17 protein-coding genes and 1 pseudogene are annotated in these 25,242 nt (G+C 60.6%); 7 read left to right on the forward strand and 11 right to left on the reverse strand.

Features of this window, described 5'->3' with window-relative positions:
• Positions 1–124 precede the first annotated feature (124 nt).
• The 5 genes from rpoD to dnaG all read right to left on the reverse strand — a co-directional run bounded on the left by rpoD (position 125) and on the right by dnaG (position 9,358).
• Positions 125–2,191 (reverse strand): RNA polymerase sigma factor RpoD, encoded by a 2,067-nt coding sequence (rpoD, locus tag CPY51_RS12705; protein ID WP_111160581.1) that lies wholly within the window; start codon positions 2,189–2,191, stop codon positions 125–127.
• 506 nt (positions 2,192–2,697) lie between these two features.
• Entirely contained in the window at positions 2,698–3,735 is a 1,038-nt protein-coding gene (tdh, locus tag CPY51_RS12710; protein ID WP_111160582.1) for an L-threonine 3-dehydrogenase, read from the reverse strand.
• 158 nt (positions 3,736–3,893) lie between these two features.
• On the reverse strand, positions 3,894–5,081 hold the full coding sequence (locus CPY51_RS12715) for a glycine C-acetyltransferase (protein ID WP_111160583.1): 1,188 nt from the start codon (positions 5,079–5,081) through the stop codon (positions 3,894–3,896).
• 200 nt (positions 5,082–5,281) lie between these two features.
• Positions 5,282–7,165: a DNA helicase RecQ gene (gene recQ / locus CPY51_RS12720; protein ID WP_111160584.1), complete on the reverse strand. Its 1,884-nt coding sequence runs from the start codon at positions 7,163–7,165 to the stop codon at positions 5,282–5,284.
• Between the two features lie 171 nt (positions 7,166–7,336).
• Positions 7,337–9,358, reverse strand: coding sequence for a DNA primase (gene dnaG / locus CPY51_RS12725; protein ID WP_111160585.1), 2,022 nt, complete (start codon positions 9,356–9,358; stop codon positions 7,337–7,339).
• 223 nt (positions 9,359–9,581) lie between these two features.
• Here dnaG and CPY51_RS12730 point away from each other — a divergent pair, with 223 nt between their 5' ends.
• Both CPY51_RS12730 and CPY51_RS12735 read left to right on the forward strand, forming a co-directional pair.
• The gene (locus tag CPY51_RS12730) at positions 9,582–9,863 is read left to right on the forward strand and encodes a BrnA antitoxin family protein (protein WP_244598642.1); all 282 of its coding nucleotides are present in this window, start codon (positions 9,582–9,584) and stop codon (positions 9,861–9,863) included.
• 484 nt (positions 9,864–10,347) lie between these two features.
• Positions 10,348–11,205, forward strand: a complete 858-nt coding sequence (locus CPY51_RS12735; RefSeq protein WP_111160586.1) for a hypothetical protein — start codon at positions 10,348–10,350, stop codon at positions 11,203–11,205.
• A gap of 47 nt (positions 11,206–11,252) precedes the next feature.
• Here CPY51_RS12735 and CPY51_RS12740 read toward each other — a convergent pair whose 3' ends face one another.
• Entirely contained in the window at positions 11,253–11,705 is a 453-nt protein-coding gene (locus tag CPY51_RS12740) for a GatB/YqeY domain-containing protein (RefSeq protein ID WP_111160587.1), read from the reverse strand.
• A 288-nt stretch (positions 11,706–11,993) separates the two neighbouring features.
• On the opposite strand from CPY51_RS12740, the gene carA reads away from it, so the two are divergent.
• Entirely contained in the window at positions 11,994–13,199 is a 1,206-nt protein-coding gene (gene carA / locus CPY51_RS12745; protein WP_111160974.1) for a glutamine-hydrolyzing carbamoyl-phosphate synthase small subunit, read from the forward strand.
• Positions 13,200–13,299: 100 nt separating this feature from the next.
• On the opposite strand, the gene CPY51_RS12750 is transcribed toward carA, so the two are convergent.
• From CPY51_RS12750 to CPY51_RS12765, 4 genes are all read right to left on the reverse strand, one after another.
• Complete coding sequence (locus CPY51_RS12750; protein WP_111160588.1) at positions 13,300–14,697, reverse strand: MATE family efflux transporter; 1,398 nt, start codon at positions 14,695–14,697, stop codon at positions 13,300–13,302.
• Positions 14,698–14,844: 147 nt separating this feature from the next.
• Positions 14,845–16,086, reverse strand: coding sequence for a TCR/Tet family MFS transporter (locus tag CPY51_RS12755; RefSeq protein WP_111160975.1), 1,242 nt, complete (start codon positions 16,084–16,086; stop codon positions 14,845–14,847).
• A gap of 286 nt (positions 16,087–16,372) precedes the next feature.
• Positions 16,373–17,299, reverse strand: a complete 927-nt coding sequence (gene ypfJ, locus CPY51_RS12760; protein WP_111160589.1) for a KPN_02809 family neutral zinc metallopeptidase — start codon at positions 17,297–17,299, stop codon at positions 16,373–16,375.
• Between the two features lie 95 nt (positions 17,300–17,394).
• Entirely contained in the window at positions 17,395–17,886 is a 492-nt protein-coding gene (locus CPY51_RS12765) for a DUF2306 domain-containing protein (protein ID WP_111160590.1), read from the reverse strand.
• A 153-nt stretch (positions 17,887–18,039) separates the two neighbouring features.
• On the opposite strand from CPY51_RS12765, the gene CPY51_RS12770 reads away from it, so the two are divergent.
• The 3 genes from CPY51_RS12770 to CPY51_RS12780 all read left to right on the forward strand — a co-directional run bounded on the left by CPY51_RS12770 (position 18,040) and on the right by CPY51_RS12780 (position 24,154).
• Positions 18,040–19,068, forward strand: coding sequence for a zinc-dependent alcohol dehydrogenase family protein (locus tag CPY51_RS12770; RefSeq protein WP_111160591.1), 1,029 nt, complete (start codon positions 18,040–18,042; stop codon positions 19,066–19,068).
• Positions 19,069–19,236: 168 nt separating this feature from the next.
• The gene (gene carB / locus CPY51_RS12775) at positions 19,237–22,722 is read left to right on the forward strand and encodes a carbamoyl-phosphate synthase large subunit (protein ID WP_111160592.1); all 3,486 of its coding nucleotides are present in this window, start codon (positions 19,237–19,239) and stop codon (positions 22,720–22,722) included.
• Between the two features lie 169 nt (positions 22,723–22,891).
• Positions 22,892–24,154: a T6SS phospholipase effector Tle1-like catalytic domain-containing protein gene (locus tag CPY51_RS12780; RefSeq protein WP_111160593.1), complete on the forward strand. Its 1,263-nt coding sequence runs from the start codon at positions 22,892–22,894 to the stop codon at positions 24,152–24,154.
• A 5-nt stretch (positions 24,155–24,159) separates the two neighbouring features.
• On the opposite strand, the pseudogene CPY51_RS32835 reads toward CPY51_RS12780, so the two are convergent.
• Positions 24,160–24,369: pseudogene (locus tag CPY51_RS32835) on the reverse strand (UdgX family uracil-DNA binding protein); the annotation flags it as partial.
• Between the two features lie 370 nt (positions 24,370–24,739).
• Here CPY51_RS32835 and greA point away from each other — a divergent pair.
• Positions 24,740–25,216 (forward strand): transcription elongation factor GreA, encoded by a 477-nt coding sequence (gene greA / locus CPY51_RS12790; protein ID WP_111160595.1) that lies wholly within the window; start codon positions 24,740–24,742, stop codon positions 25,214–25,216.
• The last annotated feature ends 26 nt before the right edge of the window (positions 25,217–25,242 follow it).

The following is a 25,242-nucleotide window of genomic DNA, read 5'->3' on the forward strand; positions in this document are numbered from 1 at the left end:
ACACTCGGACGGCAGAAAGCATCAGGTTTGAACGCCAGCGTCCCGTTGGACGAAAAGGCGGAAAACAAAAACCCGGCCAGTTTAGTCTGACCGGGTTCGATTTTACAAGCAATGCGACATGTTCTCAGCTGTCGAGGAAGCTCCGCAGCTTGCGGCTGCGGCTCGGGTGCTTCAGCTTGCGCAGCGCCTTCGCCTCAATCTGACGGATGCGTTCGCGGGTAACCGAGAACTGCTGGCCGACTTCTTCGAGCGTGTGGTCGGTGTTCATGCCGATGCCGAAACGCATGCGCAGCACGCGTTCTTCGCGTGGCGTCAGCGAGGCGAGAACACGCGTGGTGGTCTCGCGCAGGTTCGCCTGGATCGCCGCGTCGATAGGCAGCAGCGCGTTCTTGTCCTCAATGAAATCGCCGAGATGCGAATCCTCTTCGTCACCCACGGGGGTTTCGAGCGAGATCGGTTCCTTGGCGATCTTCAGGACCTTGCGGACCTTTTCGAGCGGCATTGCCAGCTTTTCGGCCAGCTCTTCCGGGGTCGGCTCGCGGCCGATTTCGTGCAGCATCTGGCGCGATGTCCGGACGATCTTGTTGATCGTCTCAATCATGTGCACCGGAATACGGATCGTGCGGGCCTGGTCGGCGATCGAACGGGTAATCGCCTGCCTGATCCACCACGTGGCGTAAGTCGAGAACTTGTAGCCGCGGCGATACTCGAACTTGTCCACGGCCTTCATCAGGCCGATATTGCCTTCCTGGATGAGGTCGAGGAACTGCAGGCCGCGGTTCGTGTATTTCTTGGCGATGGAAATGACGAGGCGAAGGTTCGCTTCGACCATTTCCTTCTTGGCGATGCGGGCCTCGCGTTCGCCCTTCTGCACCATGTGCACGATACGGCGGAATTCCGAGATCGAGATACCGGTTTCGGTCGCCAGATTCTGGATTTCCTGGCGGATGTCGCGAATGGTGGTGTTTTCGCTCTTGGCGAATTCCTTCCAGCCGCGGGCGGCCAGATTGCCGATCGACTTCATCCAGTTCGGATCAAGCTCGGCGCCGCTGTACTGTTCGAGGAAGCTGTCGCGCTTGACGCCGTAGGATTCGGCCAGCCGCAGCAGCTTGCCTTCGTTCTGCACGAGGCGCTTGTTGATGTCATAGAGCTGCTCGACCAGCGCATCGATGCGGTTCTGGTTGAGCGACAGCGACTTCACCGACTTGATAAGCTCGTCCTTGAGCTCCTTGTAGCGGCGCTCCTGGGCCGACGACAGCGTGCCGGAAGCGGCAAGGCGCTGCTCGACCTGCTGGTCCTGCAGCTTGCGCAGCTTCTTGTAGGTCTCGGCGATCGTGTCGAGCGTCAGCATAACCTGCGGGCGCAGCTCGAATTCCATCGCGGCAAGCGACAGGCTGGACTCGTCCTCGTCGTCTTCCTCTTCCTCGCCCTGCCTCCCTTCGCCGCCCACATCGGTGATGTCGTCTTCGCCGGAGCCTGGGAAGCGGATCTTGCGGGCCTTTTCCTTCTCTTCAGCCGCCTTGCGGTCGGCCTCGATCTTTTCCGGGCTCTGGAACTGCGGCGCAGCCTTGGCTTCCGGGCCGGAATAGGTGGTTTCGAGATCGATGATCTCGCGCAGCAGCGTCGTGCCTTCGTTGAGTTCGTCGCGCCAGATGATCAGCGCCTGGAATGTCAACGGGCTCTCGCAGAGGCCACCGATCATCGTTTCGCGGCCAGCCTCGATGCGCTTGGCAATCGCGATTTCGCCTTCGCGCGACAGAAGCTCGACAGAGCCCATTTCGCGCAGATACATGCGCACCGGATCGTCGGTGCGGTCGGTCGGTTCTTTCTTCTTGGCAGTCGCCAGCGCGGAACCGCCTGACGGAGCAAGCTCGCCGCCTTCGCTTTCCTCGTTGTCGTTGCTGTCGTCGTCGTCGGCAGCAGCAGGCGTACCCGGCTCCTCGACGTCTTCGTCCTCGATGACGTTGATGCCCATGTCGGACAGCATTGCCATCGTGTCTTCGATCTGTTCCGACGTCACCTCTTCGGACGGAAGGACGGCGTTGAGCTCGTCCATCGTCACGTAGCCGCGCTTCTTGGCGGCCTTGATCATCTTCTTGACCGCGTCATCCGAAAGATCGAGAAGCGGGCCGTCGGAGGCGCCGTCGCGTTCGACTTCAGCTTCTTCGTTTTCTTTGACTTTGGTTGCCATTTATATCGTCGCTTTCCCTGACGCTTTAAACTTTGCTTCGGCGAATGGCCGTCGTATGGCATGGCGCGCGGAGCGCCAGCCTCGAATCACCCACATTCAACTAAAGGAATGACCTTTAATGCCTGCTTAACCACGATTGCCGGCGTCGGACAGCAGAGCTCAATCGCGTTTGAAATTCCGGCCATGGTTGTGTGATCTTCCTGACCCAGTTCACGGTTTCCTAGGGGTTAACGCTGAGTTTCCCCCGGGGGTAAACGGTGATTCCCACAATTTTCGTTCGCGTCAAGCTTTTCCAGCGAAATAGCCCACGAAAATCGCAAAATAGCCTTATCCACAGGCTTTCGCGCCATACCGACAGTTTCCATAATTTAGGAAGCCTCGGTGCGATGACAAGGGCGAGCACCGAAACTTAAGCGGGATATAGCGATACCGCGCTCGAATTACCACAACATAATGTCACCGGCCTCGCAGCGCCTTCCATCACCGGCCGCGCGAAAGAGCGGGTCTTACGCCCAGTCCATGACCACCTTGCCGGAATTGCCCGAGCGCATCGCTTCGAAGCCCTCGCGAAAATCGTCGATGCCGATGCGATGGGTGATGACGGGCGAGACATCGAGCCCACCCTGGACAAAGGCGATCATCTTGTACCAGGTCTCGAACATCTCGCGGCCGTAGATGCCCTTGAGGTTCAGCATCTTGAAGATGACCTTGTTCCAGTCGATCTCGAACCCCGCCGGCGCAATGCCGAGAATGGCAATCTTGCCGCCATTGTTCATCTTGTCGATCATGTCGCGGAACGCCGGCGCCGCGCCGGACATTTCCAGCCCAACATCGAAACCTTCGGTCATGCCGATCGATTTCATCACGTCGGAAAGGTTTTCCTTCGACGCGTCGACCACGTAATCGATGCCGACCTTGCGGGCCAGTTCGAGGCGGATGGGATTGATGTCGGTGATGACGACCTTGCGGGCGCCGGAATGCTTGGCGACCATCGCCCCCATGATACCGATCGGCCCCGCGCCGGTCACAAGCACATCCTCGCCAACGAGGTCGAAGGAAAGAGCGGTGTGCACCGCATTGCCGAACGGATCGAAGATCGCCGCAACCTCGTCGCTGATATCATCCGGGATCGGCACGACATTGGATTCAGGAATACAGACGAATTCACCGAAGGAGCCCGGACGGTTGACACCGACGCCCAGCGTATTGCGGCAGAGATGTCCCCGCCCCGCCCGGCAATTGCGGCACTTGCCGCAAACGATATGCCCCTCGCCCGAAACCCGCTCGCCGACATGGTACTTGGTCACGGAGGAGCCGATCTCGGCGATCACGCCACAGAATTCATGCCCGACCACCATCGGCACCGGGATAGTCTTTTGCGCCCACTGGTCCCAGTTCCAGATATGAACATCCGTGCCGCAGATCGCCGATTTCTTCACCCGGATCAGCACATCGTTCGGCCCCACCTCCGGCACCGGCACATGCTCCATCCAAAGCCCGACCTCGGGCTTCGCCTTCACCAGCGCTTTCATCATGTTCGACATCGGGTTTCCTTAAGTTTCTGTCTTCACCTCCCCCTTGATGGGGGAGGTCGCAGCATAGCTGCGGGTGGGGGTGACCGTCTCGGCATTCGCAACGCTCAATGGATCACCCCACCCCGGACCTGCGGTCCGACCCTCCCCCTCAGGGGGAGGGTAAAACATCAAATCACTCCCAGTTCTCTCCCCGCCTCGGCAAACGCCGCAATCGCCCGCTCCACATCCGCCTTCGAATGAGCCGCCGACATCTGCGTTCTAATACGAGCCTGGCCCTTCGGCACGACAGGAAACGCAAACCCGATCACATAGACGCCCTTCTTCAGCATCAGCGCCGCCATGTCCTGCGCCAGCTTGGCATCTCCCAGCATAACCGGAATAATCGGATGACCCTCGCCGGCAAGCGTGAAGCCGAGCTTCGTCATCTCGGATCGGAACAGCGCCGCATTGCTCGAAAGCCTGTCGCGCAGGGCATCGCCATTGTTGATCAGGTCGAACACTTTCAGCGACGCCGCTGCAATTACAGGTGCCAGCGTATTCGAAAACAGATAGGGCCTCGAGCGCTGCCTCAGCCAGTCGACGATCTCAGCCTTTGCGGAGGTATACCCACCGGACGCGCCGCCGAGTGCCTTGCCGAGCGTTCCGGTGATGATGTCGATCCGGCCTTCGACGCCGCAATGTTCGGCAGAGCCGCGCCCATGCCGACCGACAAAGCCGACCGCATGACTGTCGTCGACCATGACCATGGCCCCGTATTTCTCGGCGAGGTCGCAGACGCCGCCAAGATTGGCGATAATCCCGTCCATCGAGAACACGCCGTCGGTGGCGATCAGCTTGAACCGGCAGCCCTCAGCCTTCTTCAGTTCTTCCTCGAGCGCCGCCATGTCGTTGTTGGCATAGCGAAACCGCTTCGCCTTCGACAGACGGACGCCGTCGATGATCGACGCGTGGTTGAGCGCATCGGAGATAATCGCGTCTTCATCGGAGAGCAGCGTCTCGAACAGCCCGCCATTGGCATCGAAGCAGGAGGAATAGAGGATCGTGTCCTCCATGCCGAGAAAGGACGATATCCGCGCCTCGAGCTGCTTATGCTCCTCCTGCGTGCCGCAGATGAAGCGGACCGAAGCCATGCCATAGCCGTATCGATCGAGCGCCCGCTTCCCCGCCTCGGCCAGTTCGGCATTGTCGGCCAGCCCCAGATAATTGTTGGCACAGAAGTTCAAAACGCGCTCGCCGCCGGCAACGGCAATTTCGCCGCCCTGCTTTGACGTAATGACGCGCTCGGTCTTGTAGAGGCCCGTCTCCTTTAGCCCGGCGATTTCGGATTTGAGATGGTCGATGAATGCTGTTGTCATACCGCTCGCTCACCCTTTCGGAAGAAGTTCATCTGCGTCTGAAACGAACGCTGACACGCGACACAGATAGCATCTTGCGCCCTCTCATGATTAAGCCCGGACGCCCTAAAACGCCAGTCCAATGGCGCATTGGAGATAGCCGAAATTGAGATGCGACACACAGGCGTCGCATTGTTGCGCCCCTCGCCTGCCGCCGCTGGCTAACCGTCAAGCTGGGTACGGATAACCGCGAGAAAAGCATCGCCGTAGCGCTCGAGCTTGGCCTGCCCGATCCCCGGTACGCCAAGCAGCTGATCGCGATTTTTCGGCCGCCCAGTCGCCAGCGCGATCAGCGTCGTGTCCGGGAAGACGACATAGGGCGGCACTTCCAGCGCCCTTGCGATCTTTGTCCGCTCGGCGCGCAGAGCCTCGAACAGCTCGGCATCCGGGACCGAGAGATTGGACTTCGCACCCGATGCGGCCGTACGCGTACTCTTGTCCTTTCGCCCAACCACCGGCCGGTCCTTGCGGAAAAACACCTGCCGCTCGCGCTTGAAGACGGCCTTTGCCTCCGCCTCGAGCTTCAGAGCCCCGAATGCCGTGTGGTCGACACTGATCAGGCCGCCGGCAAGCAGCTGCCGGAACACCGATTGCCACGTCCGCGACGGAATATCTTTGCCGACCCCGAAGACCGGCATGTCTGCATGCCCGAAACGCTGCGTCTTCTCATTGACCGTCCCGATGAGAACGTCGATCACGTGCCCCGCTCCAAACCGTTCGCCGGTGCGATAGATAGCAGCCAGCGCCTTGATCGCGGCCTCCGTCCCGTCCCAGGTCTCGACCGGCTTCAGGCAGGTATCGCAATTGCCGCAGCCGCCCGCATGCGCTTCGCCGAAATGCCCGAGGATAGCCTGCCGCCGGCAGCCCGATGTCTCGCAGATGCCGAGAAGCGCGTTGAGCTTCGCCTTTTCCACCCGCTTGATCTCGTCAGCCGCATTGCCTTCGTCGATCATCCGACCGCGCTGGATGACGTCGGCCATGCCATAGGCCATCCACACTTCCGACGGCAGTCCGTCACGTCCGGCGCGGCCCGTCTCCTGGTAGTAGGCCTCGACGGAGCCCGGAATATCCAGATGCGCCACATAGCGCACATCCGGCTTGTCGATGCCCATGCCAAAGGCGACTGTCGCCACCAGACAGAGGTCGTCCTCCTTCAGGAACGCATCCTGGTTGGCGTCGCGCACCGAGCGGTCCATGCCTGCATGATAGGCAAGCGCCCTGATCCCCTGCCCGTTCAGCCACTCCGCGGTATCCTCGACCTTGGCCCGCGACAGGCAATAGACGATGCCGCTGTTGCCCTTGTGACCGCTGAGGAACCGCAAAAGCTGCTGGCGAGGCTGGTCGCGCTCGACGATCTCGTAGGCGATGTTGGGTCGATCGAAGCTGGTCGAGAACACCTTTGCCCGGTGTAGCGACAGCCGCTCGATGATGTCGTCGCGCGTATGCGGATCGGCCGTCGCCGTCAGCGCGATGCGCGGGACATCGGGAAACTGCTCCGCAAGCTTGCCAAGGTCGCGATACTCAGGCCGGAAGTCGTGGCCCCACTGCGAAACGCAATGCGCCTCGTCTATGGCGAAAAGCGCGATCTTCGCATTGCCGATCATCTGCCGGAAACTGTCGGTGAGTATCCGTTCCGGCGTCACATAAATAAGGTCGAGCGTCCCGTTCGATACCGCCCGATAGACATCCTGAGCCTCCTCGCGCGACAGCGACGAGTTCAGCGCAGCAGCGCGAACCCCCAGCTGCTTCAGCGCCTGCACCTGATCGCGCATCAGCGCGATCAGCGGCGAGACAATGATGCCGAGGCCGTCGCGGCAAAGCGCCGGAATCTGGAAGCACAGCGACTTGCCGGCGCCGGTCGGAAAAAGCACGACGGCGTCGCCGCCCGCAACGACATGCTCGACAACCGCCTGCTGCTTCCCCCGAAACGACGAATAGCCATAGATCCGCTTCAGGATATCTAGCGGTTCCGATGACTTAGGCTGTCCTTCAAAAAGCGCGTCGGCTGCCGAAAACCGCGGATCGTCCAATGGTGGCTGCAACATCTAGCTCTTTCAATCAGACCAGTTCTTTAGAGATCAGAATCATCAGGGCATGATCGTCCCTGGCGGACCCGATGCAAGGGATTTATCCAGCCGTCATGGTGAGGGGCTCTTCTCGGCCGCAGCCGAAAAACGCGTCGAGCCACGGGCCAGTCCGAAATACACGCTCCACCGTCAATGCGCCGCAACGCCCTTGACCCGACCCGACAGCACGCCGAAACCATCGATGATCGCTTCCTGGTTCTCCAGCCGCAGCCCCTCGAGATGGATTTCCTCAAGCGCCCGCATCAGCTGGTCGATCTGCTCGCCATTGCCGGCCTCTGTCGCCTCGGCGATCTCCCGCTCCAGCTCGACCCGCTGCCACCGCAGAGCCTTCGAGCGTTGGTGAAGTGCCAGCGTCTGGCGATACCCCTCGCGGGCATCCTCCATCGCGGCCTCCTCCGTCGCGGTCCAGAGGCGGGCATTGCGCACCTGCTGGTCGAGAACCTTCAAAAGCGCACCGAAACCCAGCTCCTCCAATCGCTCGATCAGCAGTTCGCGGGTCAGATGGATTGCCGCCACGGTCGCCGCGGTCCCGAGCATCGCCGACCAGAGTTTCTGCAGATCGCGGCTTTCATAGTCGATGGCGGCGATCTCGTCATATTCGTCCTGCAGCAGTTGCGGATGGTTGACGATGGTGAGCGCCAGCACGCTTTCCCGCAGCGCAGGCACCGTGTCGTGCCCCCGCACCATACCGGACCCGGTCAGCCGGTCGGAAATCGCGTTGGTAGGAGTCCGCGGTCCCGCCGCTCGCTGGCTGCCGCCACCGCGTTGGCCCTCAGGGCCGTTTCGCTTGTAGTTTCCACCCTGCTGGTTGCCACGGTTTTGATACTGCGGCTGGAAAAATGCGTTGAGCCGCGTGCGGATATCCTGCTGGTAGTGCCGGCGGACATTCTCGTCGGCGATGACGGCAACCAGTTGCTTCAGCCGCGCCTCGAGCTCGGCGCGCGCCTCCGGAGTATCGACCTTGCCGGCATTGAGCTCGCGGTTCCAAACCATCTCAGCCAGCGGTCGCGCCTGCGCCATCACCTTGTCGAACGGGCCACGACCGTCATGCCTGACGAGATCATCGGGGTCCTTGCCGTCTGGCAGCATGGCAAACCGAACGGTATAGCCGGGCTTCAGCCGCGGCAGGGCGAGATCGACCCCCCGATTGGCGGCGCGAATGCCGGCTCCGTCACCATCGAAACACAGCACCGGTTGCGGCGTCATCCGCCAAAGGAGCTCCAGCTGGTTCTCGGTCAATGCAGTCCCGAGCGGCGCCACGGCGTTCTCGATGCCGGCCTGATGGAGGGCGATGACATCCATGTAGCCCTCGACCGCTATGATCGTTCCGGTGGCGCCCTCGTCCGGTCCGGCACTGCTGGCCCGCCCGGCAACCTGGCTGGCGCGCCTGGCTCGATTGAAATTGTAAAGAACGTTGCCCTTGTGAAACAGCTCGGTTTCATTGGAGTTCAGGTATTTCGCCGGCGCATCGGGCGCCATGGCGCGGCCGCCGAAGGCAATCACCTTGTCGCGGGAAGACAGGATAGGAAACATGATGCGATCGCGGAAGCGGTCATAGGCAACGGGGATGTCCGGCCCATGCACGACAAGCCCGCAAGCCTCGATCTGCTCCTTGGACACGCCCTTCCCCGCCAGGAATTCCTTCAGTGCGTTGCGGCTGTCTGCGGCATAGCCAAGGCGAAACGTCTCGATCGTCTTCCCAGTCAAGCCTCGGTCGCGCAGATAGGCCCGCGCCTTCGCGCCGACAGCGGCCTGCAACTGGTCTTGAAAGAACTGCGTCGCCATCTCCATGACGTCGAGAAGCGATGTCCGCTCCTTGTCGCGCTGTTCGGCGACCGGGTCCGCCTGCGGCATGGGCACGCCGGCCATATCCGCGATCTGCTGCACCGCCTCGGGAAAGTTCAGCCCCTCTAGATCGGTGAGGAACCGGAAATGATCGCCGGTGACCCCGCAACCGAAGCAGTGGTAGCGGCCCTTGCGATCCTCGCAATGGAAGCTCGGCGATTTCTCGCCATGAAATGGGCAGCACGCCCAGTAGTCGCCCCGCGAGACATTGGTCTTGCGCCGATCCCAGCTGACACGACGACCAATCACGTCCGAAATCAGAACGCGGTCGCGGATATCGTCGAGAAACGAATTGGAGAAACGCATGAATACCTCTGGCTTGATCCTCCATATAAGCCGGAACCGCCGGCAATGCCACGAGCCTTGTTTCAGTGCTGCCCGCTATTCACAGGGTTGACCATGAGTGCCTAGGAGCAATTTGATTCTAGGAACGGGCATCATGCGACGTGCCGGATCATTTCAGCCCATGCGGCACACCAAAATGAGCAAAGAGCATATCGTCAGATATTAGGCCGGCGAAATCACTGAGATGCTTGCGAAAGGCGACGATCGAACCGACTGGACGCGTGTCGATGCCCTCACCGATGAGGATATCAAGCGCTCCATGCGGGAGGATCCCGACTGGGCAGATCACATCGACGTGAACTGGGCCGATGCGGAGGTCGTCTATCCGGTCGCCAAGAGAGCGCTTTCCATACGGTTGGATCAGGATGTGATCGACTTTTTCCAGGCTCAGGGTCGAGGTTATCAGACCCGTATCAATGCCGTATTGCGGCATTTCATGACCGAAAAAAAGAAACAAAACAAATAGTTGGGATTTTGAATCCTGTGGGGTTCGCAGAACTCTGCAAGGTCGTTCGCCGTCATGGCGGGTGCCGCCTTTCCGCCCGCGATTGCCGCCATGGTGGCTGATTTAGGGCGCCCCTTCGCGTCCAACATTATATTTTTGTAATTTGAAACTTGGGGTGCAGCGCAATAGCGTTCTTCTTACGGATTGAGACATGCAGATCATCAAATTTGCATGTCGAGATATTACCCATCCCAACGTGAGGCACCATCCCTACCCCGGCGCCGCCTCACATGGGTGCCTTTGCAACAAACGCTCTGATTTTTGGGCCCCACCCTGCGTCATCAGACCGTGCAAAGAGCAAGAAGGCAGGAGCTCCCCCAGCTCCTGCCTTCTCTATTTTATGCATTCGCACGTATATTTCAATTTACTGTATTTCCTTCCAAGCAAAATTCGTGGACAAGTGCCGTCCCCGCGTCGATCAGTGCCTGCCGGCTTGGACCCACACATGGCTTTTACTGCAAAAGACCTCGCCTCCAGCGACCATTTTCTAACTGCGATCCTGCGTTGTGCGAACGAATTGATCGCCATCTACAAGGAAAGCCCGCGTATCGCCTCGATTTTTGCTGCCCAGCAACGGTGGCTGATGGCCCATGCCGGCTTTGCGCTGTATTATGGCTACCCCGACGAGCCCGGTTCGGCCCTCTATGCCGCGCGGTTTGTAAGCCTGGTGCTGAAGCAAAGAATCGCCAGCCGCAACACCGCGGTCGCTTTCATCCAGGAAATGCTGGCCTATCGTTTTCTCCGCCCGCTGCCAGAATTTTCCGACCGCCGCACGCGTCTGCTTGAACCGACCGAGACCGCCAACGAGCATCTGATGCGCTGGGTCAACACCCACCTCTTCATCCTCGACCACCTGGACGGCGGCAACAGGGTCGAGAGAATGGCTGCCGACTCATCGGCGCTGGCGGTGATCCAGTCGGAAATTGCAAAGCGCATCTTCCAGAGCGAGGCCGTTCGCAACCCGGGCGCCACCTTCAATTTGTTCAATTGGGCCAATTCCGGCGGCGTCGTCATGGATTATCTGATTTCGCGGATCGAGAGTGTCGATCCCGAATCGGAGAGGGTCGTCATTGGTCCGATCTCGTTGAAGAATATCCGCGAGCAGTTTCTGATCTCGAATACGCACCTGAAGCGGCTGCTTCGGGAAGCCGGCGTTCTGGGAAGCGTTGGCTGGACGGGCGTGCCCGGCAAAAGCGGCTTCTGGCTTTCGCACGGCTTCGTGACTGAATACTGGAACTATCAGGCCGCAAAATTCGCGATCATCGACGCCGCAAGCGAGATAGCGCTCGGTCCCGGCCGGTGATCGATATCCAGCCGGCCGCCTGACAGGCGACCGGCCGTGCCGTCATTTCATTTCAAGAGGTCCTTGAGAGCTGCGGAAGCCTTGGCGAAGTCCATCTGCCCGGCATAGCGCTCCCTGAGGATCGTCATGCACTTACCCATGTCCTTGACGCCTTGTGCGCCGATTTCGGCAACGACCGCGGCGCAGATCTCCCGCACCTTTTCATCCGAGAGCTGGACCGGCATGTAACCCTGGATGATCGCGATCTCTTCGCGCTCCTTGGTCGCCAGCTCCGGGCGCCCGCCCTCGTCGTAGATCTTGGCTGATTCGTCGCGCTGCTTGATCATCTTGGCAAGAATCTGCAGAATCTCGTCGTCGCTTGCCTGCTCCTTGCCCGTGCCGCGGTTGGCGATATCCCGGTCCTTGATCGCCGACAGGATCAGCCGCACCGTCGAAAGACGCGCCGTATCCTTGGCTTTCATAGCCTCTTTCTGGGCATTGCTGAGCGTATCGCGTAACATGTTTCGTACTCCTTGACGGACCGAGGCCCCAGGGCAGCCGGTCCGTTGTTCTGTTCAGCGCTGTCATAGACTATCTGCCCGACGCCGATCAACGCATTTACGTGGCCGCAAGTCGCGAAGACAGATTGACCCGCAGCCCGCGTTTGGCTATTGACCGACACCTGCACGAAAATCGATTTCGGGGACCTTTGGCGCGCGACCTTTGCTGCGCGCTCCTGTCCACGAACCAAAATGGCGGATGGTCCCGGCCTTTGCAAGGCCGTGGCGAGCGCCGGAAACGGGATGACAATGACCGCAACAGCCCCCTGGACGATCGAAAAGCCCACTGCGATGCTCGTTCTGGCCGACGGCACGGTGATCGAAGGCAAGGGCATCGGCGCGACCGGCAAGGTCCAGGCCGAAGTCTGCTTCAACACCGCACTGACGGGTTATCAGGAAATCCTGACCGACCCATCATATCTCGGCCAAATCGTCACCTTCACCTTCCCGCATATCGGCAATGTCGGCACCAACGAGGAAGACATCGAAGACCTGACGCCTGCGGCGCGCCACGGCGCTGTCGGCGTCATCTTCAAGGCTGACATCACCGATCCATCAAACTATCGCGCAGCGAAACATCTCGACGCCTGGCTGAAGGCCCGCGGCATCATCGGCATGTGCGGCATCGACACCCGCGCTCTCACCGCCTGGATCCGCGAGAACGGCATGCCGAACGCCGTCATCGCCCATGACCCGAGCGGCGTTTTCGATATCGATCAGTTGAAGACCGATGCAAAGGCCTGGAGCGGTCTCGAAGGCCTCGACCTTGCCAAGCAGGCGACCTCGGGCCAGTCGTCGCAATGGGCGCAGACCCCCTGGGTCTGGAACGAAGGCTACGGCGCGCTTGGCAACGACGAGGCGAAATACCACGTCGTCTGCCTTGACTACGGCGTAAAGCGCAACATCCTGCGCCTCTTCGCCGGCCTCGACTGCAAGGTCACGGTCCTGCCGGCAACGGCCAGTACCGAAGACGTTCTTGGCCTGAAGCCGGACGGTATCTTCCTGTCGAACGGCCCGGGAGACCCGGCGGCGACTGGCGAGTATGCCGTGCCCGTCATCAAGGACCTGATCGACAGCGAGATCCCGCTCTTTGGTATCTGCCTCGGCCACCAGATGCTGGGCCTCGCGCTCGGCGCAAGGACCGCCAAGATGCACCAGGGCCACCACGGGGCCAATCATCCCGTCAAGGACCACACAACGGGGAAAGTCGAGATCGTCTCGATGAACCACGGCTTCGCGGTCGACTCGAATTCGCTGCCTGAAGGTGTTGAAGAGACTCACATTTCGCTCTTCGACGGCTCGAACTGCGGCCTGCGCCTTTCCGGCAAGCCGGTATTCTCCGTCCAGCACCACCCCGAAGCCTCCCCCGGCCCGCAGGACAGCCACTACCTCTTCCGCCGCTTCGTCAATCTGGTCCGCGAAAAGAAGGGCGAGCCGGCACTTGCCGAACGCTAGGCCCGAGCTACCAATCTCGTAGAAGGTCAAGCCCCGGCTGATATGCAGCCCGGGGCTTTTCTATGGGCCAGAAACGTTAAGTTCGATCACGGCCGCCCAATCAACCGGCCGCCTTCTCCAGCCCCAGCAGCACATAGAACCGGACGCAAAGCATCACAGCCGCGGAGCCGAGGCCGAGGAGGAAGCCGAGCCAGATGCCGATGCCGCCGAAGCCCAAGGGGAAGGCGAGCAGCCAGGCGAGGAAGAAGCCGATGGGCCAATAGGCGATCAGTGCCATGATCATCGGCACGCGCGCATCCTTGAGGCCGCGAAGCAAGCCATTGGCAATCGCCTGCAAGCCGTCGACCAGCTGGAACAGGCCGGCAACCACGATCAGCGGCGCGGCATAGGCAAGCACCTGCGGAGCTTCCAGCGACGTAACATCGAGAAACCAGCTCGCGAGGAACGTTGGCATGGTGGCAAACAGGATGCTGCCGATGATCGAGATCGAGCACGAAACGATCAGCACCGCGATCGCCGCCCGCGTCAGCCCGAAATAATCTCCCCGCCCATGGGCCACGCCGACGCGCACGGTTGCTGCCTGTGCAAGCCCGAGCGGGATCATGAAGGCGATAGAAGCCCATTGCAGGGCGATGCCGTGTGCGGCAAGCTCGATGGTGCCGATACGCCCCATCAGCAGCGAGGCAGCCGTGAACAGGCTGACTTCCGCAAGCACGGTGACGCTGATCGGCAGTCCGAGACGGATCACTTCCCACAGCGCGTGCCAGTCGGGACGCCAGAGCCGCACGAAGATCTCATAGCGGCGCGTATCGTCGCGCGTCTGTACATAGGCGACAATGAAGAGGAAGCCGGCAGTCTGCACGGCAAGCGAGACAATCGCCGCACCGCGGATCCCGAGAGCGGGCATGCCGAAGTGGCCAAGCACCAGCCCGTATGCCAGAAGTGCGTTCATCACCAGCATGGCGATGGTGACATAGAGGATGATGCCGGCGCGGCCGATCGCGCTGACCAAAGCCCTGATGACGTTGTAGAGCAGCCCCGGAAGCACCGCGAAGTGACCGATCGCGATATAGTCGCCGGCAAGCTTTGCCACCTCAGGCTTCTGGCCCGCGGCCAGCAATATCCCCTCGGCATTGAAGAACACCGGCTGCATCAGCAGCCAGTAGATCGTCACGACCCATAGGCCCATGCGCATGGCGCGTCGCACGCTGACAATATCGCCGCGCCCATAGGCTTGAGCCACCATCGGGACGACCGCAATGGCAAAGCCGGAGCCGAAGATCAGTATCGTGAAGAGGAACTGCGCCGACAGCACCATCGCCGCAAGCTGCTCCGCCCCGAGGCGGCCGACGATCATCACGTCGGTCGTGTTGATGCCAAGCTGGGCCAGCTGCGCACCGATCAACGGAATGCCAAGCGCTAGCGTGGCGCGAAAATGCGCGGGCCAGGAATTGCTGTTTTCACGCGCGAACGTGCGCGCATCGATAGGCGTATCCATGTCGGAATCTCGTCATTAAGCCGCGCGAAATTGGCCAGCGGGGTCTGCGCGGAAGTTCCGCCAATACCGCAAGAAGGCCGATAAAGCCAGTCCGCGGCCTGCATTTGATGAAGAATTCATCAGGTCATCAATTTTTCTGATGACTTTTTAAGCTGCGTCGAAGACTTCGGTGACTTTGCTGGCACGCACCTTCCAGGCGAACACGGCAAAGGCGACCGCGATGAAGCTGCCCGCCATGGCATAGGGCGCACCGGCAAATGCGAAGGGTGCGCTCGGTCCGGTGAAATAGCCGAACAGCTGCGTGAAGATCAGCGGCCCGACGATCGTGGTGATGCTGCCAAGGCTCGTCAGGGCTCCCTGTAGCTCCCCTTGCGCCGACGGAGGCACCTTGGCCGCGGCCAGACTTCGCAATGGCGGATCCGCGACGCCTTCCAGCGCTGTCGCTATGATCACCGCATAGACCATCCATCCCTGCCAGGCGAGCGCAAAACCCGCGAAACCCGTTGCGCAGAAAGCGAGACCCACGAGCGCCGTCTTCCATTCGCCAAGCACCGGCACCAGCCGCGGCAAGATGAAGCCCATGACGACGGCGCTGCCGATGCCGAATATCCCGAGCGAAAGCCCGATCTCCCCTTCGCTCCAGCCATAGCGATAGACGGCGACGAAAGGCCAGACCGCGGGATAGACGGAATGCGCCAGCCAATAGAGAAACATGACAAGCCCGATCCAGCCGATCCCCGAATAGGACCGCATCTGCTTCAGTGCGCCGAGCGGGTTGGCCCGCGAAAGCTCGAAGCGCCTGCGATTTTTACGCTCCAGCGTTTCCGGCAACATGAAGCAAGCCAGTATGAAGTTGAGCAGCGAGACGGCCGCCGCACCGTAGAAAGGCACGCGCGGACCGAATTCACCAAGGACGCCGCCGATGACAGGCCCGAGCACGAAGCCGGTGCCGAATGCCATTCCGATCAGGCCGAAGTTCTTCGACCGGTTCTCGTCGTTGCTGATATCGGCGATATAGGCCGAGCAGGTAGCAAAGCTCGCGCCGCTGATGCCCGCCAGAACCCGGCCGACGAACAGCATCCAGTAGCTGACGGCAACCGCGCAAATGAGGTTGTCGACCGCAAACGTCAGCACCGAGGCAAGCAGGATCGGGCGCCGGCCGAAGCGATCACTGAGATTGCCGATCAATGGCGCAAAGAGAAACTGCATCCCGGCATAGACCAGCAAAAGCCAGCCGCCATCGACCGCTGCCTCGCTGACCGAGCCGCCGGTCAACTGCTCCAGATAGGCCGGCAGCACCGGCATGATGATGGCGATACCGATGACGTCGAGAAACAGGATGACGAAAACAAGAAACAGGCCGCGCCGAACGAATTTGGGATCGATCATGGAAACCAGCCTTTTGATGGGCTCCATCTCCATGAAGAGACAGAACGGGAACGGCGTCGGGGATACTTCAATAATCAAAACGGCGGACAGAAACAATACGTGAACAAGTCAAAGTTGTTGATCCAGCCAACGAAATTATTGATCAATGAACGGAACATTGCGGGAAACTACGGCCGGAATCGCCAATAGGTCCCATCTCTCCCCCGGCTGCACGGGTCCAAAGGGCGGGTCGAGACCTGAGGCTCGACCCGGTTGGCTAAGGTGAGGAGCTTCCCCGTCTACACAATCAAATCGGGTTCGAGAATGTGTCACAGGAAGTCAGCTTGCCGCTATCGAAGCCCTGCTTGAACCATCTGACGCGTTGTGCCGACGTTCCATGGTTGAAGCTTTCCGGCACGACATAGCCCTGGCTCTTCTTCTGCAGGGTATCATCACCGATCTGTTGGGCGGCATTCAGCGCCTCGCCAAGGTCGCCAGCGTCGAGGATGCCCTTCTGCTGGGTGAACTTGCCCCAGATCCCCGCGAAGCAGTCGGCCTGGAGTTCGACTTTCACCGACATCTTGTTGCTGTCCGCGTCGCTCATCTGCTGGCGCATCTGGTTAACCTTCGGCAGGATGCCGAGAAGGTTCTGCACATGATGGCCGACCTCATGGGCGACGACATAGGCCTGCGCGAAATCGCCGGACGCGCCAAGCTGGTTCTTCATCTGCTTGAAGAAGGCCATGTCGAGATAGACCTTGTGATCGCCCGGGCAATAGAACGGGCCCGATGCCGCCGATGCGAGACCGCAGGCAGAATCGATGCGATTTGAGAACAGAACCAGCTTGGGGTCTTCATAGGTCTTCCCCATGGATTTGAAGATGCCCTGCCAGGTATCTTCCGTCTCGGCCAGCACCACGCCAACGAACGCTTTCGTCTCGTCGTCGGCAGGATTGCTTGGACCTGAGCTGCTCTGCTCGTAGCCGGCCCCACCTGTACTGCTGCCACCCTGGTCGAGTATCTGCAGCATATCGATGCCCATAGCCTTGAGGATAAGGTAGATCACAACCAGCACGATGATCGTGCCAATGCTCATCCCGCCGCCGGCACGACGCATGCCGCCAGAGGGAAATCCCATACCGCCGCCATCTCCGCCGAACGGACCTAATCCGCCGCCGGACGAACCGCGCTCATCTTCGATATTGTCGGACTGACGACGTCCCTTCCAATCCATAAAGCACCTCCCGGCGATGCGCTGAAGCTATTTCTACCTGCCACAAGTTATATATCCGCACGTCGCCGGAAAGCCAGTTGTGTCAGGCGATTGTCTCAAATCAGCTGCCGTTGCGCCCGTCCCCGGCTCCAGGCGAGCCAGACCACAAAACCGACGATCACGCACAGAATGACGATCGGAAGTATTTCGCCACCACTGAAAACGACCTTGTTCATGATCCGCCCGGGAATGAGCGTGAACAGCCCGGCAATGCCGATGCCGCCGAAATAGAGGCCAGTGACGGTCTTGCGGTGCCGCTCGATGTCATGACGTCGCGCCGCGGAATACGCCTGCCAGCTCGCGTAAAGCACATAGATGGACAGCAGGTGTATCGGGCTGAACCGATAAAACATGTTGAGCTCATGGATGAAGAAGCTAGACAGCGCCGTGATCACCATCAGCGCCAGCCAGATCTTGCCGAGCAACCGATGCACCGGCGTACCCTTCCGCCGCAAGAGGAGATAGGCTCCGAGAACAGCCGCGGGAACGACCGCCATCACGTGGATCTTGATGGCGAGCGAGGCATCGAGAAGCGGTTCGAGCGTCATGGCTGAATATCCGGTTAAATGCAGCGAGCTCTGACATTGCACCATATCGCTTCAAGACGAAACGTCGAATGAGATAACAAGCGGAAACGCTTGACGCGACTCCGCTTTTTGCGATCCATGGGCGGGAGGATTTACGGCTGGAGGAAACCACCAATGAGAGCAGTTCGCCTGGAATCAGTGGGCAATATCTTCCTGCGCGAGGTCGAAAAACCAGTTGCAGGACCGGGAGAACTTCTCGTGCGCATCGAGGTGTGCGGCATCTGCGGCACCGACCGGCATCTGTTTCTGGGTGAGTTTCCCTCAAAACCGCCCGTCACCCTCGGCCACGAATTTTCCGGCATCGTCGAGGCTGTCGGCGCCGACACGCCGGGTTTTCGCGTTGGAATGCGCGTCACCGGCGATCCCAACATTGCCTGCGGCCGTTGTGTCCACTGTCAGCGTGGCCGCATCAATCTCTGCGAAAACCTTCGAGCAATCGGTATCCATCGCGACGGCGGCTTTGCGGAATATGTGGTGCTTCCGATCAAGCAGGCGTTCGAGCTGCCTCTCGATCTCGACCCGCTCCATGGCGCTTTCTGCGAACCCCTCGCCTGCTGCCTGCACGGCATCGATCTGGCCGAGATAAAGGCGGGCTCCTCAGTCGTAGTCCTTGGCGGCGGCGTCATCGGCCTGCTGGTTGTCCAATTGGCGAGGCTTGCCGGCGCCACATCAGTGGTTCTCGTCACCCGCCACCCGGGAAAGCGGCGTCTCGCCGAAACGTTGGGAGCAACCGCCTCCATCGATCCGGGCGCAAGCGATGCCATTAACGCGATAACTGCAAAAGACGGCCTCCTGCCTGGCGGTGCCGATGTCGTCATCGAATGCGCCGGCGTCGCCGAAACCACTAGGCAATCGACCCGCATGGCAAGGTCGGGAGGCACAGTCGTGGTCCTCGGCGTCATGCCGCAGGGCGAAAAGATCGAGATCGAACCATTCGACATCCTCTTCCGGGAATTGAAGGTCCTCGGTTCGTTCATCAACCCCTTCACCCACCGCCGCGCCGCCGAACTTATCGCCTCGGGAACCATCAAGGTGGCACCGTTGATTTCGCAAAAGATCGGTCTGAAGGACTTGTCCGAAGCGGTCGCCCACCCGCCTCGATCAGGCGATATCAAGGTGCTGGTCCTCCCCGGTTTGTCATAGCGATCCACAGGTCGAGGGATTCCTGTCGATTCCGCGATTTATGGGGTTCCGTTTGCAAAAACATTTGCCTATAAGCCGCTTCTAGCCTTTTGAGATGCAGAGTGCGCGCCCGGCCGGTGGAAAACACCCTGGCCGGTTTTTCGCGCACGCGGAAAATGGATAGAGATTATGCCGAAGCGCGAAGACATCAAATCGATCCTCATCATCGGCGCTGGGCCGATCGTCATCGGCCAGGCATGCGAATTCGACTATTCCGGCACCCAGGCCTGCAAGGCGCTGAAGGAGGAAGGCTACCGCGTCATCCTCGTCAACTCCAATCCCGCGACGATCATGACCGACCCGGGCCTCGCCGATGCCACCTATGTCGAGCCGATCACCCCCGAAGTCGTCGCCAAGATCATCGCCAAGGAGCGCCCCGACGCGCTGCTCCCGACCATGGGCGGCCAGACCGCTCTCAACACCGCGCTTTCGCTGAAGCGCATGGGCGTGCTCGACCGCTACAACGTCGAGATGATCGGCGCCAAGCCCGCCGCCATCGACATGGCCGAGGACCGCGCCCTGTTCCGCGAGGCAATGTCCCGCATCGGTCTGGAAACACCGAAGTCGCTCCTGGCCAACGCCACCGAAATCAAGGATCTCGACCGCAAGAGCCATGAGGCCGAGCGCACAAAGCTGAAGGCCAGCCTCTCGGGTCCGGCGCTCGACACCGCACTCGACGCCCTCGAAAACCACTGGAACCTCGGCGAAACCGACCGCAAGCAGCGCTACATGAGCCATGCCATGGCAATTGCAGCGCAGGCGATCGACGTCGTCGGCCTTCCCGCGATCATTCGCCCGTCCTTCACCATGGGCGGCACCGGTGGCGGTATCGCCTACAATCGCTCGGAGTTCTTCGAGATCGTCGGCGGCGGGCTGGATGCCTCGCCGACCACGGAAGTGCTGATCGAGGAATCGGTGCTCGGCTGGAAGGAATATGAAATGGAGGTCGTCCGCGACAAGGCGGACAACTGCATCATCATCTGCTCGATCGAGAACATCGACCCGATGGGCGTCCACACCGGCGATTCGATCACCGTCGCGCCGGCTTTGACGCTGACCGACAAGGAATACCAGATGATGCGCAACGCCTCGATCGCGGTGCTGCGCGAGATCGGCGTCGAGACCGGTGGTTCCAACGTGCAGTTCGCCGTCAACCCGGCCGACGGTCGCCTCGTCGTCATCGAGATGAACCCGCGCGTCTCCCGTTCCTCGGCGCTGGCCTCCAAGGCGACAGGTTTCCCGATCGCCAAGGTAGCCGCCAAGCTTGCGGTCGGCTACACGCTCGACGAACTCGACAACGACATCACCGGCGGCGCGACGCCTGCCTCCTTCGAACCGTCGATCGACTACGTCGTCACCAAGATCCCGCGCTTCGCCTTCGAGAAATTCCCCGGCGCCTCCCCCGTTCTCACCACCGCGATGAAATCGGTCGGCGAAGTCATGGCCATCGGCCGGACCTTTGCCGAATCTCTCCAGAAGGCCCTGCGCGGCCTCGAAACGGGCCTGACCGGCCTGGATGAGATCGAAATTCCCGGCACAGAAGAAGGCGAAGGCAGCCAGAACGCCATTCGCGCTGCAATTGGCACGCCGACGCCGGACCGCCTGCGCATGGTCGCCCAGGCGCTGCGCCTCGGCATGAGCGCCGAGGAAGTGCACGAAGGCTGCAAGATCGACCCGTGGTTCATCGCGCAGCTGAAAGCAATCGTCGACATGGAAGCCCGCATCCGCGAGCAGGGCCTGCCGACCGACGCGACGAACCTTCGTATGCTGAAGGCCATGGGCTTCTCCGACGCCCGTCTCGCAACGCTGACATCCAAGCGCCCGAAGGAAGTCGCCGAACTCCGCAACGGCCTGAATGTCCGCCCGGTCTTCAAACGCATCGACACCTGCGCCGCCGAATTCGCCTCACCGACCGCCTATATGTACTCGACCTATGAAGAGCCCTTCGTCGGTATCGCCCGCTCGGAAGCCAGGGTTTCAAATCGTAAGAAGGTCGTGATCCTCGGCGGCGGGCCGAACCGCATCGGCCAGGGCATCGAGTTCGACTATTGCTGCTGCCATGCCGCCTTCGCCCTGAGGGATGCCGGCTATGAAGCCATCATGATCAATTGCAATCCGGAAACCGTCTCGACCGACTACGACACGTCAGACCGTCTCTATTTCGAGCCTCTGACCGCCGAAGACGTCATCGAAGTCCTGCGCGCAGAGCAGGAAGACGGCGAACTCGTCGGCGTCATCGTCCAGTTCGGGGGCCAGACGCCTCTCAAGCTTGCAGAAGCGCTCGAAAAGAACGGCATCCCGATCCTCGGCACCGCGCCGGACATGATCGATCTCGCCGAAGATCGCGACCGCTTCCAGAAGCTGCTGATGAAGCTCGACCTCAACCAGCCGAACAACGGCATCGCCTATTCGGTCGAGCAGGCCCGCCTCGTCGCCTCCGAGATCGGTTTCCCGCTGGTCGTGCGCCCGTCATACGTGCTCGGCGGTCGCGCCATGCAGATCATTCATTCGGAATCGATGCTGCAGAGCTACCTGCTCGACACCGTCCCCGGCCTTGTTCCGGAAGACATCAAGCAGCGCTATCCGAACGACAAGACCGGCCAGATCAACACCCTGCTCAGCAAGAACCCACTGCTGTTCGACAGCTATTTGAGCAACGCCATCGAGATCGACGTCGATTGCCTGGCCGATGGCAACGACGCCTACATCGCCGGCATCATGGAACACATCGAGGAAGCCGGTATCCATTCCGGCGACAGCGCCTGCTCGCTGCCATCGCGATCGCTGTCGCCTGAAATGCTCGACGAACTGGAACGCCAGACGAAGGCGATGGCCAAGGCGCTCAACGTCGTCGGCCTGATGAACGTGCAGTACGCCATCAAGGACGGCACGGTCTACGTACTGGAAGTCAATCCGCGCGCGTCCCGCACCGTGCCCTTTGTCGCCAAGGCCATCGGCGCACCGATCGCCAAGATCGCCGCCCGCGTCATGGCAGGTGAAACGCTGGACACCGCCTTCGCCGCCTATGGCACAAAGCCGGACCCGCGCAAGCTGAAGCACATCGCCGTCAAGGAAGCCGTCTTCCCCTTCGCCCGTTTCCCCGGTGTCGACACGCTGTTGGGTCCCGAAATGCGCTCGACCGGCGAGGTCATCGGCCTCGATACCGATTTCGCTCTCGCCTTCGCCAAGGCCCAGCTCGGCGCCGGCGTCGAGCTGCCGCGTGAAGGCACGGTCTTCGTCGCCGTCCGCGACGACGACAAGCCCCGCGTTCTGCCCGCCATCCGCATCCTCGTAGAGCTCGGCTTCAAGGTCCTCGCCACCGGCGGCACTGCCCGCTTCCTCGGCGAAAATGGCATCGTCGCCACCAAGATCAACAAGGTCCTCGAAGGCCGCCCGCATATCGAGGACGCTATCCGCAACCGCCAGGTCCAGCTCGTCATCAACACGACCGACAGCAACAAGGCGATCTCGGACTCGAAGTCGCTGCGCCGCGCAACGCTGATGCAGAAGGTGCCGTACTATACGACAATGGCCGGAGCCGAAGCCGCCGCCATGGCCATCAAGGCCCTGAAGGCAGGCAATCTCGAAGTACGGCCGTTGCAGAGCTATTTCTGAGGCTGGGCAACGCGGAGTCCCGAGGCGATCGTTAAGCCCTCATCGTCAGGTGCCTAGGCCACAGGCCGAAGCCTCGAACGACGAGGGCGCTTGCTCGGCGGCCCAACCCGAGATTGCATCATTTGCCCTTACGTGATATCGCTTCCCCACGGCATGATCGGGGGCGGGCATGGCCAAGAACATCGTCATTCTTTTTGACGGAACGTCGAACGAGATTTCGGCAGATCGCACCAATATCCTCAGATTGTTCGGCGTGCTCAATCGCACCGAGAACCAGATCGTTTATTACGATCCCGGCGTTGGCACCTTCGGCGCCGCCAACGCATGGTCGAATGCTTACCGCAAGACTGTTGAGATCTGGGGACTGGCGACCGGCTGGGGCCTCGATCAGAACGTCAAGGACGCCTACCGCTTCGTCGTCGAAAATTATGACCACGGGCCGCTGGACGGATATGGCAAGTCGACCGGCGAAGGCGATCGCCTCTATATCTTCGGCTTTAGCCGCGGAGCGTACTCGGCGCGTGTCCTCGCCGGCTTCATTCATGCCCTCGGCCTGATGAGCACCTTCCATCTCAATCTGATCGACTACGCCTATAATACCTACAAGGGCATCAGCCAAAGCGAACAGCAGGACGATACGCCGCTCGCCGTTGCCGACCAACATGCTCCTTCCGCATTTGCGACGATGCGCCTCTACGAGCGGACCCTGAAAACATTTCGCCCGCCCATCAAGCTGCTCGGCCTTTTCGACACCGTGTCGTCGGTAATCACATCCGGAAAATGGTTTCCCCAGCTCGAAACGCTGCCTTTCACCCGTCACAATCCGAGCGTCGAATGCATACGGCAGGCGCTTGCGATCGACGAACGGCGGACAATGTTCAATCCACTCCCCTGGGCACTCGACCAGCCATACTGGGGAGGCCCATTCCGCCCGCCGGTAGAGAGACAGCAAAACGCCAAGGAAGTCTGGTTCTCAGGCGTCCACGGCGATGTCGGCGGCGGCTATCCGGAAAAGCAAAGTGCCGCCGTCAAGATTCCGCTTGCCTGGATGATCGCGGAGACGAGACCATTCGGTCTCGACTACAACACGGAAACCGTGGACGAAATCGTTCTCGGTGAGAAGCCCGGCAAGAGCTACGTTCGGCTGGATTCGCTCGGAGAACTGCATGACTCGATGAACTTCGCCTGGCGAGTCCTCGAATATCTGCCGCGCCGCGTGCCGGAAACCTCCTGGCGCCGAAGACGCAATCCCAGGGGATATTATCTGCCGATGGCCGACCGCCGTCTCATCCCCGAGGGAGCGACCGTCCACCAATCCGTACTGGATCGCCGGGAACGAGCATCCCCAGACGCACCTTATGCGCCCCCCAACCTCCCAATCGCCTTCAATATCGAGCCGTGGTCGAACGACGACCATTCTACCAAGCCCTGATCCCCTTACCGCATCAAGCTGCGCACGCTTGCCAAGTCGTCACGGAAGCGGGCCGACGCCTCGTGCTTGCGCCCTTCGCCCGGAATACGCAGCAGATAGGATGGATGGACCGGCCCCGGCCTGACCAAGCCCATTTCGCGGTCGAGCCACCAGCGGCAATAGCGAACTTCCCCCATATTGGGATTCCGATGGATGCGACGTTTGCCACGCGATTCCATCCAAGACCGCCCGATTTTGCGGAGTTTCGGTTCGACGTTCCACTCGAGGCGCAGGAAGCGTCATACTTGGCGGCACCTGACAGAATGGCGAGACGTTCGTTCAGCGACTTCCTCATCTTTCTGTTCGCTATATGTTCTTTTGCACCCAGTCAGGAACGCTCCAGCCAAAACCGCCGTCGCCCCGAATCTCCATGAGGTCCAAAATCGCACCTGTGCAGATTTCCATGCGAATTTTCTGGAAATTTGGCAAAATGATCTGATATAAGGGACCGAATGATGACTATTGCACGGTTCCGAAGTTCCGCTTCGGGACCTGTTTTCTTTTGTGTCCGCACCAGAGCGGCACGGGGAGTGAAGGACAGGAAAAATGGTTGATAAGGTACCGATGACGCCGAACGGGTACGTCAAGCTGCAGGAAGAGCTGCGCTGGCGTCAGCAGGAAGAACGCCCGCGAATCATCGAAGCAATTTCGGAAGCCCGCGCCCATGGTGACCTCTCCGAAAATGCCGAGTACCACGCCGCGAAGGAAGCCCAGAGCCACAACGAAGGCCGCATCGGCGAAGTCGAGGACCTTGTTGCTCGCGCCGAGGTCATCGACCTGTCGAAGATGTCGGGCTCGAAGATCAAGTTTGGCGCCAAGGTCAAGCTGATGGACGAGGATTCGGAAGAAGAGAAGAACTACCAGATCGTCGGCGACCAGGAAGCCGACGTGAAGGCGGGCCGCATCTCCATTTCCTCCCCGATCGCCCGCGCGCTGATAGGCAAGGAAGTCGGCGACAGCATCGAGGTCAATGCTCCAGGCGGCTCAAAGGCTTACGAAATCCTTGCCGTTTCCTGGGGCTGATCGCCCGTGCGCGATCGCCCGCCATC

The organism is Arminella tubonensis, from assembly GCF_003240585.1.
GTDB lineage: Bacteria > Pseudomonadota > Alphaproteobacteria > Rhizobiales > Rhizobiaceae > Rhizobium > Rhizobium tubonense.